The organism is uncultured Algibacter sp. (assembly GCF_963976535.1).
Lineage (GTDB): Bacteria > Bacteroidota > Bacteroidia > Flavobacteriales > Flavobacteriaceae > Algibacter_B.
This window is the reverse complement of the sequence record NZ_CAXBLF010000087.1, coordinates 1-9845: the sequence shown is the minus strand read 5'-3', so window position 1 is coordinate 9845 and position 9845 is coordinate 1. Positions and strand designations below refer to the sequence as shown.

Annotated in this window: 10 protein-coding genes; 7 read left to right on the top strand and 3 right to left on the bottom strand. The window is 32.1% G+C overall.

Going from position 1 to position 9845, the window contains the following annotated elements; translation table 11 throughout:
- Positions 1-72 precede the first annotated feature (72 nt).
- From AAC024_RS15070 to AAC024_RS15040, 7 genes are all read left to right on the top strand, one after another.
- Positions 73-438 carry a four helix bundle protein gene (locus AAC024_RS15070; RefSeq protein ID WP_339896320.1) on the top strand — a complete coding sequence of 122 codons (366 nt, stop codon included), beginning with the start codon at positions 73-75 and terminating at the stop codon, positions 436-438.
- A 47-nt stretch (positions 439-485) separates the two neighbouring features.
- The gene (locus AAC024_RS15065) at positions 486-1724 is read left to right on the top strand and encodes a DUF1015 domain-containing protein (protein WP_339896319.1); all 1239 of its coding nucleotides are present in this window, start codon (positions 486-488) and stop codon (positions 1722-1724) included.
- Positions 1725-1808: 84 nt separating this feature from the next.
- A complete protein-coding gene (locus tag AAC024_RS15060) occupies positions 1809-2480 on the top strand; it encodes a YggS family pyridoxal phosphate-dependent enzyme (protein WP_339896318.1) in 672 nt (223 codons plus the stop codon).
- Between the two features lie 32 nt (positions 2481-2512).
- The gene (locus tag AAC024_RS15055; protein ID WP_339896322.1) at positions 2513-3877 is read left to right on the top strand and encodes an exonuclease domain-containing protein; all 1365 of its coding nucleotides are present in this window, start codon (positions 2513-2515) and stop codon (positions 3875-3877) included.
- A 95-nt stretch (positions 3878-3972) separates the two neighbouring features.
- Positions 3973-4815, top strand: coding sequence for an ion transporter (locus AAC024_RS15050; protein WP_339896317.1), 843 nt, complete (start codon positions 3973-3975; stop codon positions 4813-4815).
- Positions 4816-4842: 27 nt separating this feature from the next.
- Complete coding sequence (gene miaA / locus AAC024_RS15045; protein ID WP_339896321.1) at positions 4843-5757, top strand: tRNA (adenosine(37)-N6)-dimethylallyltransferase MiaA; 915 nt, start codon at positions 4843-4845, stop codon at positions 5755-5757.
- Positions 5757-6431 carry a GNAT family N-acetyltransferase gene (locus tag AAC024_RS15040; protein WP_339896316.1) on the top strand — a complete coding sequence of 225 codons (675 nt, stop codon included), beginning with the start codon at positions 5757-5759 and terminating at the stop codon, positions 6429-6431. Before miaA ends, AAC024_RS15040 begins: the two co-directional genes overlap by 1 nt.
- A 42-nt stretch (positions 6432-6473) precedes the next feature.
- On the opposite strand, the gene AAC024_RS15035 is transcribed toward AAC024_RS15040, so the two are convergent.
- The 3 genes from AAC024_RS15035 to AAC024_RS15025 form a co-directional block, all read right to left on the bottom strand.
- The gene (locus AAC024_RS15035; RefSeq protein WP_339896315.1) at positions 6474-8078 is read right to left on the bottom strand and encodes a hypothetical protein; all 1605 of its coding nucleotides are present in this window, start codon (positions 8076-8078) and stop codon (positions 6474-6476) included.
- A gap of 169 nt (positions 8079-8247) precedes the next feature.
- Positions 8248-8832, bottom strand: coding sequence for a hypothetical protein (locus AAC024_RS15030; RefSeq protein ID WP_339896314.1), 585 nt, complete (start codon positions 8830-8832; stop codon positions 8248-8250).
- Positions 8816-9367, bottom strand: a complete 552-nt coding sequence (locus tag AAC024_RS15025; RefSeq protein ID WP_339896313.1) for an RNA polymerase sigma factor — start codon at positions 9365-9367, stop codon at positions 8816-8818. The genes AAC024_RS15030 and AAC024_RS15025 overlap by 17 nt, the downstream gene beginning before the upstream one ends.
- Positions 9368-9845: the final 478 nt, after the last annotated feature.

Here is a 9845-nt window from a genome sequence, read left to right as displayed (position 1 = left end):
TTCAGTGTTCAGTGTTCAGTGTTCAGTGTTCAGTGTTCAGTGTTCAGTGTTCAGTAAAACTATAAATTAATTATGAAGTTTCAAGATTTATTAGCTTACAAAAAAGGATTTATTCTGGCTATGAAAATTTTTAACATTTCTAAATCATTTCCTAAGGAAGAAACTTATTCTTTAACTGATCAAATTAGAAGATCTTCTCGAAGTATTTGTGCTAATTTAGCTGAAGCTTATAGAAAACGCTTATATCCAAAACATTTTATTAGCAAACTAACAGATTGTGATGCTGAAAATTCTGAAACTCAAACTTGGCTTGAATTTTCTTTAGCTTGTGAATACATAAATGAAAAAACTTTTGAAGAACTAACAACTGAGAGTATTGAAGTGGGTAAATTAATTAATTATATGATTCAAAATCCAAATAAATTTGGTTCGAAATGAGTAACAACTGTTTTTTACTGACTACTGAATACTGCTAACTAATAAACATGGCAAAAATAATCCCATTTAAAGCTGTAAGACCAACACGAGATAAAGTTAGCTTGGTCGCTTCTCGTTCATACCAAAGCTATACTCAAAATGAATTAGAATCACGTTTAGACAATAACCCTTTTTCATTTTTACATATTATAAATCCAGGCTATAAATATCATAAAGACATTACTGGTAAAGAACGCTATACGCTAGTAAAAAACAGATATTTAGAATTCAAAGAAGATGGTGTTTTCGTTAAGGATAAAAATCCAAACTTTTACATTTACAAAATTGTAAATCGAGACGGTAACGTATTTACTGGAATTGTAGCTGCTGCAAGTTCTGAAGATTATAAAAAAGATATTATTAAAAAACATGAAGATACCATTGAGTATCGTGAAAACATATTTAAAGACTATCTAAAAACCGTTGGCTTTAATGCTGAGCCCGTACTCCTCACCTATCCAGATAATACGGTGATTGCCAATATTATTAAAGAAGTTCAAAAAGAACGTGCTGAATTTGAATTTACAACCCATTTTAGAGATACGCATTATTTGTGGCTTGTTGATAATGAAGCATCCATAGCACAAATTAAAAAGGAATTTGAGAGCATTGAAAATGTTTATATAGCAGATGGTCATCATCGTTGTGCTTCTTCCTTTTTACTTTCAGAAGATTTAAAATCTAAAAACGATGCCCATACAGGAGATGAACCTTATAACTTTTTTATGAGTTATTTAATTCCTGAATCCAATTTAAAAATTCATGAATTCAATCGATTAGTCAAAGATTTAAACGGGTTAACCAAGGATGCTTTTTTAATAAAACTAGATGCTATTTTTCGTATTGAAAATAGAGGTTCAGAATTATACAAACCAACTAAAAAACACCATTTCAGCATGTATCTTGATGGCGAATTTTATTCACTTTACCTCCGAAAACATAATTATAACTTGGATAACCCATTGGTAGCCTTAGATACGCAAATATTATACAAAACGGTTTTGGAACCAATTTTAGGAATTTCAGATTTACGCAACAATACACGAATTGGTTATTCTTATGGAAAAAACGATTTAGTAAACATAAAAAGTAAAGTAGATATAGGCGAATATGTTGTTGGATTTGGATTGGTACCAATTTCAATTGAAGAAATAAAAGCCATTGCCAACGCAGGTTTAACCATGCCACCAAAAAGCACGTTTATTGAACCTAAGTTAAGAAGTGGCATTACTATTTATGAATTTTGACACTTTGTGCCAAAATGTTTATTTGTTTAGCTGTTAAGTCGTTAAGAGCTTACAACTAAACAACTAACAACTTTACAAACAACAATGAATATACAAGAAAATCTCAAAACCATAAAATCTTCTATCCCAGAACACGTTACACTAGTGGCAGTGTCTAAAACAAAACCTGTAAGCGATGTAATGGAGGCTTATCATGCGGGACAGCGCGTATTTGGAGAAAATAAAATCCAAGAAATGGCTGAGAAATTTGAGGAATTGCCTAAAGATATTGAATGGCATATGATTGGTCATGTGCAGCGAAACAAAGTAAAGTATATAGCTTCATTTGTTTCATTAATTCATGGTGTAGATAATTTTAAATTGCTAAATGAAATTGACAAACAAGCAAAAAAACATAATAGGGTTATTGATTGTTTACTTCAAATTAAAATAGCTTCAGAAGAATCAAAATTTGGAATGACACCTTTAGAAGCTTCAGATATTATTCAATCTAAAGACTTTTCAGAATTAAAAAACATAAAAGTTACTGGTGTTATGGGAATGGCGACTTTTACAGATAACCTAATCCAAATAGAACAAGAATTCAAATTATTAATATCCACTTTTAGCAACTTAAAACCATTGGATACTGACAACTGCAAACTGCAAACTGTTTCAATGGGTATGAGTGGCGATTATAAATTAGCTATTAACTGCGGAAGCACCATGATTCGGGTTGGAAGTAGTATCTTTGGTGTCAGAAATTATTCAAATTAAACAGCTTAGTAACAATTAAAAAGTAGCATACTATTTACGCAATTTTAGACATAGAAACCACGGGTGGTAAGTACAATGAAGAAGGCATAACAGAAATTGCTATTTACAAATATGATGGTCATGAAGTTGTTGATCAGTTTATAAGCCTCGTAAATCCTGAGCGCGACATCCAACCTTTTGTAGTTAACCTAACAGGTATTAACAGTAATATGCTTCGTAATGCACCAAAGTTTTATGAAGTAGCAAAGCGTATTGTTGAAATTACTGAAACCTGCATTTTAGTGGCACATAACGCACAATTTGATTATCGCATTTTATGTACAGAATTTAGACGGTTAGGTTTTGAATACGAGCGTAAATCATTATGTACTGTTGAACTTTCAAAAGATTTAATTCCTGGACAAGCATCATATAGTTTAGGCAAATTAGTACGTTCACTTGGTATTCCAGTAACAGATCGACATCGGGCTTCTGGTGACGCTTTAGCAACTGTTAAGTTGTTTAAAATGTTGCTTGATAAGGATACTAGCAAAAGCATCATTCAAAAATCCGTAAGGTTAAATCCAAAACTTCAACTAGAACCCAGACATATAGATATCATTGCTGAATTACCATCTATCACTGGTGTATATTACATCCATAAAGCTAATGGTGATATTATCTATATTGGTAAGAGCAATAATATAAAAAAACGCATTAACCAGCATTTTACGGGCACAAATGCAAAATCTAAAAAAATACAAGCTCAAGTATCTGCTGTAACTTACGAAGCTACTGGTAGTGAACTCGTTGCTCTCTTAAAAGAAAGTGAAGAAATAAAGAAAATTAAACCTATACACAACAGAGCCTTACGCCGATCTATCTTTACGCATGCTTTATATGTTTTTGAAGATGAAAATGACTACCTCAATTTGAAGATTGATGTGGCCGACGGTCGTAAAAAACCAATAACTACATTTAGCAATCGCCAAAGTGGAAAGAGCTTTATCACCAAAGCGGTTGAAGATTACAATTTATGTCAAAAACTTACTGGTTTATATAAAACAAAAACGAGCTGTTTTAATTATGAAATCAAAAATTGTGAAGGTGCTTGTATTTATGAAGAATCGTCTGAAACCTACAACAAACGAGTACAATCACTAATTGAAAAAAACAGCTATTCCAATAAAAACATGGTAATTGTTGATAGAGGACGAGAAGTTGATGAGCGTAGCGCCATATTAATTGAAAATGGTGTTTTTAAAGGTATTGGATTTTTTAATTTAAATTACCAAATAACTAAACTTGAGATTCTGGAATCTATTATTACACCTATGGAAAACAATAGAGATACCCAGCATATTATTCAAAATTACCTTCGTAAAAACAAACGTTTAAAAATTGTAGAAATAGTTTAAAATATGAAACTACTTTTTTTCGTGCTTTTCAAATTCATTCCCTTATTAAGTTTTTCACAAGAAAAGTAACTAATCTTTTTGTTACATTTGATATCATGAAAAAATTCTTTGATAAACATTGGAAAGCTAGAATTTATAAAATAATTTATCATTCTGACACTCCTGCTGGAAAATTATTTGATGTTGTACTTCTTGTAGTTATTATTGCAAGTATATTATTAGTGATGCTTGAAAGTGTCAATAGTATTGACCTTGAATATCATGACCTTCTTAACACCGCAGAATGGATAATTACCATTTTATTTACAATTGAATATATTTTAAGAATTGTAACCAACTCAAGTCCTAAAAAATACATTTTAAGTTTCTATGGAATTATAGATTTATTGTCAACTATTCCAAAATATCTATCATTATTTTTAGTAGGCTCACACTCTTTAATTGCATTAAGAGCATTACGATTAATGCGTGTTTTTAGAATTTTAAAATTAGCTCGATTTATGGGTGAGTCTAATAATTTTATAAAAGCATTAAAGGCAAGCAAAGTTAAAATATCGGTTTTTGTGTCTTTTGTAATAATTCTTTGTGTTATTCTTGGAACAGTAATGTATTTAATAGAAAGTGGCCAGGAAAGTGGTTTTACAAGCATCCCAAGAAGTGTCTATTGGGCCATAGTAACTTTAACAACTGTTGGATATGGAGATATTGCCCCTGTAACTCCACTAGGACAATTAATTGCCTCTATGATAATGATAATTGGTTATGGGATAATTGCTGTACCAACAGGAATTGTAAGTGCAGAATTTGCCTCTCAAAAAAATGAATTCAAAAAAGAAGAAGATTTGATTCCAGAAACTAAAACCTGTCCAGAATGCTTAACAAACGATATTAGAGTAGAAGCAAAATACTGTTATGTTTGTGGTGCAGAAATTGCATAATTCTTTTTAAAATAACTTCTGAAAACAATAAATAAATACTTAATTTCAATTGTTGGCCCAACAGCCATTGGCAAAACAGCACTAAGCATAAAACTAGCGCAACACTATAAAACCGAAATTATTTCGGCAGATTCTCGTCAGTTTTTTAAAGAGATGCAAATTGGTACTGCTGCACCAACAAAAGGAGAATTAGCTGCAGCAAAACACCACTTTATTCACCATAAATCTATAAAAGATAATTACAGTGTAGGCGCTTTTGAAAAAGATGCTCTCAAATGTTTAGAAGCATTATTTAAAGAGAAAGATGTTGTAATTATGGTTGGCGGTTCAGGATTATATGTAGATGCTGTAACCAAAGGCTTAGACCATTTTCCTGAAGTAGATTCAAATATTCGTAAAAACCTAAACAACGAATTAGAAACAAAAGGGTTAGAGCAGCTTCAAGAACAATTAAAAACATTAGATCCTGTTTCATATTCTACTATAGCCATAGATAACCCACATCGCGTTATTCGCGCCTTAGAGATTTGTTTTGGTACAGGTAAGCCTTATGCATCATTCTTAAATAAAGACAAAGAAAAACGCAACTTCAAAACGATAACCATAGGTTTAACTGCCGATAGAGAAATAATATATAACCGCATAAACCAGCGTGTAAATATCATGTTGCAAGACCGTTTACTTGACGAAGTAAAAGATTTATTAGATTATAAAGATTTAAACGCGCTTAATACCGTAGGTTATAAAGAGCTATTTAATTATCTGTTAGACGAATGGGATTTAGAATTTGCCACTTCAGAAATTAAAAAGAATACGCGTCGTTTTGCAAAACGCCAACTCACTTGGTTTAAAAAGAATGAAGAAACGCTTTGGTTTGATTACAATGCTCCGATTGAAAAAATTATAACTCAACTTGAATCACATTTAATTCGTTTAAAATAATGATTAACGAAGATGTTTTAGACAACCCAGTTTGGTATTCACTAACAGAAACACACTATAATCACGGTATAGATTACGGTAATGTGAAGTTTTACCAAACAGATTACACCCCATTTGGTGCTTTTATTAAAGATGAAGACACTACTGATGCTATTGAAAAACATTCCAAATTAATAAAAGACTTCTTTATTGTAGGCAATAAACCAAAAATGCCTTCAACTTTAAAACCACCAATTAGATATGTGGGGTTGCAAATGATACTGTATAACAAAATTGATTATCCTATAACAGAACCTATTATCCAACTCGATAAAACACATTATCAAGATTTAATGAGTTTAATAAAGCTAGTTTACCCAGAATATTTTAAAAGCAAAACAAATACTTTAGGACGTTACTATGGTATTTATAAAAATCAACAATTAGTAGCAGTAACTGGCGAACGGATGCAAACTAATGATTTTATTGAAATTAGCGCAGTAATCACACATCCAGATTTCTTAGGTCAAGGCTTTGCAAAACAACTTATTACATTGGCTTCAGATAAGATTTTTGAGAAAAACAAAACACCCTTTTTACACGTAGACGAAACCAATTCGGGTCCCATTAATTTGTACAAAAAGCTTGGTTTTATTACGAGAAGGACATTAGAGTTTTGGAAAATAAGTAGTTGAAGAAGTTGAGATTAAAAAAGAGAATGGGCAATTTAAAGTAGTTTACTTCATAGTTACATTACTATATTTAGCATTAATTACAATATTTTTTCCGCTCTCTAAATTTCCTGCAGAAAAATTAGAAACATAATCATTTTCTTTTTGTTTAGGATGTTTTAAATGAGAACGCGTGCCTTTATATTGTAAATTATAATCCACATTAGGCAATGCAATAAGCGCATCATTATTTTGAAGAATCATATTCAAACTAATAAAATTATCATCGATATTAAAAATTTTTAAATTACCAATATTGCCATCAATAATGGCGCTTCCAAATAAATTTTCAACATCAATATTTGAAGACACAGAATTTAAAACTATATGTTTCACATTTTTAAGTTCAGCATTATTTACATAATTTAAATTTAGCTCACCTAAATTCCAGTTGGTTACATAAATTGGCGAATAAGAAGCATTAATGGAAGTTAAACTTCCATTAATGCTTTGTGCTGTAAACTTTGCATGTGATAAATCTGCCTCTAAATTATCAACATTAGCCGCAAACTCAATCTCTCCATACCTAACATTAACCTTTAACTTGGCACCTTTTGGCATTTTGATTTTAATTGTTTTCTTAACGTTAGGATGCGAATTATTATCAAACAATCTTTCAATTTCCTTTTCCCTATCTTTTATTAAAACAGCGCGTTCTCTTATATGTTTTTTGTGTTCTAATGCTTGTTCTCGGGTTTTATGTTCTGCTGCACGGACTCTAATTGCTTCAGCACGCTCTTTTTTCTCAATTAGAAGTTCTTCCTTTTTTTCTAAACGTTTGGCTAGTATCTCAGCGCGTCTAGCTTCAATCTCTAAACGTTTGGATTGAGTTTCTGTACGTTTTGCCTGACTTTCCATACGTTTGGCAAAACGCTCGCCCCATTCTTCCATTTGCTTGCCATACTTTTCACCCCATTCTTCGCCAAATTTCTCGCCCCACTTTTCCATCTCTTTGGCATAACCTTCACCAAACTTCTCGCCCCACTCTTTTCCAAATTTCTCGCCCCAAGCTTCCATTTTTTCAGCATATTCCTTTCCATATTTAGATTCGAACTTTTGAGACCATTCTTCTAAATAGTTTTCACCATTTTTTTTATAGGCTTCATAGTCAAACTTAAAAGCATTTACGCCTTCTGGTAATTCTGGGAGTTCTGGCATCTCAGGCATTTCGGGCATTTCAAAATCAAAATCCATTTCTGGCATTTCTGGCATTTCTGCCAATTCATATTTTAATTCTTTTAGAATAGCACGAACATGGCCATCAACATGATTAGAATCGTTAAGCACCCATAATGAAGATGATTGGCTTCTATTTGTCGTTATTGAAACTTTACTACTAGACGCGTCTACATCTACATTCCATTGCTTCAAAGCATCCGCTAAGGCTTCTTTACTTAGCTTTTCACCTTCAATATAAGCTTCAATCTCAATGGTGTTTTTGTTCCACGTGTCAAATACAATATTGCAGTAACTTGTGTTTAAATCAACTACAACATCCTTATCTACTTTAATAGATTGAGATACTTTTGTTAATTTTTTTTGCGCCATTATACTTCCCGTAATAAGAAAGCATAGTGCAACTAATTTTAGTTTTATAATAGTCTTGTTCATTTTTTGATTTTTTTAGATTAAGAACAGGTTTAAACTTTTTCCATTCGCTAAAAAATTGCCCTTTTTCACTCACTTTTCGCCTTTTTTTCCTTCCATAGCGCTGCTATGTAACTAAAAAAAGTCTTCAATTCTGCAAAAAATGACTAATTTTCGCTTAAATGCGAAAAGTTTAAATCTGTTCTGATTGTGAAACTTCATCAGCATGTGCATCAGAAGTATTAAATTCTTGCAATTGTGATCTTAATCGATACAATAAGTTTAAACGCAATTTTAAATTATCAATTAAGGCATTTACTGTTAATTCACTTGGCCCAGACTCAGTTAACTCCAAAGATAGTTTTTGATACTCTTTATCAAGGGCATTCAATTGTATTAAATACCCATCAAATAAGGCTTTGGTTTCTGGGATGTATGTCATTTTAGACAACTCAGAATTAATACTTGCTAAATAGTAATCTTCTACCTTTTTTAACCCAGGAGAAATATCACCTAAAGATTTAGTGTCAACAATTTTTGTAGCTGCAATCTCTTGAGAGTTTCCTTGGTCTTGCGGTTGAAAATACTTGAACGCTCCAAAGCTTAAACCTAAAAGCACTACAAGGCTAGCCGCAATTCCCAACCAACCAAATTTTGATTGCTTTGCTTCTGGTAATGCCGCTTCCAATTTTTCAAGAAATCGTTCTTGATGATTTTCCGGCATCTTTTCATTTGTTATTTTGTCATTTTTAAATAACGCTCTAATATCTTGTGCCATTTTGTTTAAGTGTTAACAGTTTTTGTAATTTTACTTTCCCTCTAGATAGTTGTGTTCTTGATGCTACTTCAGAAATATCTAGAATCTCCGAAATCTCTTGATGGTCATATCCTTCAATTAAATATAGCATCACAACATATTGATACTTTTCTGACAACTCATTAATGGCCACTTTTACATCGTCTATTGTAATCGTATCTTCTACTAACCATTTGTCGTCTTTAGGCGTATCTACAACTTTTAAATGAACCTCGTCAAGCTCAACAAGATGTTGTTTTTTGGCTTTTAAAAAGTCGATACTTTTATTAACAACAATGCGTTTTAACCATGCACCAAAAGTAACCTCAGCTTTATATTGATGTAGTTTGGTGAAAGCCTTAATAAAAGCCTCTTGTACTACATCTTCAGCATCAGCAGTGTCTTTCAAAAACCGTTTAGCAACAATATACATCCCGTTGCAGTACTGGTTGTATAACTGCAATTGTGCCTTGCGATTATTTTGTTTACATTGTTCAATAATGTCAACTTGAAACATGCTTGTTTTACTTTTGGTTCAACCCTCATCATGTATTAGAAAATCTATTACATTTTAAAATTACTGCAAAATATAGCGCTTCACTACTTATTTAAGTTTTGCCGTAGCGGTGCTATGCTCCAACTTATAAAAAGTCATATTTTATTGTAATTTTAAACTTCATCACGACATTCTAATACATCATGTGGGTTTAGTTAGTTCGTTTTAAAGACGATTAAAAAGTTGTCGTGTTGCAAAAAAAAATATCTTTTTTCAGAATAATAAACATTTGGGCGTTTCCCTACGGGTCGCGCTTTTCGTTACAAGTCCTCGCTCGTCCCGATAGCTATCGGGACTCGCTGTGGGCTTTCCACTACAATCCCTAACGCGGGCATCTGCGCAGTTTTCAGTCTCAGTCGCAGTCTCAGTCGCAGTAAAAATAACAGAATTTATTCTTTATTCAATCGAGTAAACCTTCGCGTCTTAGCGCCTTTGCGAG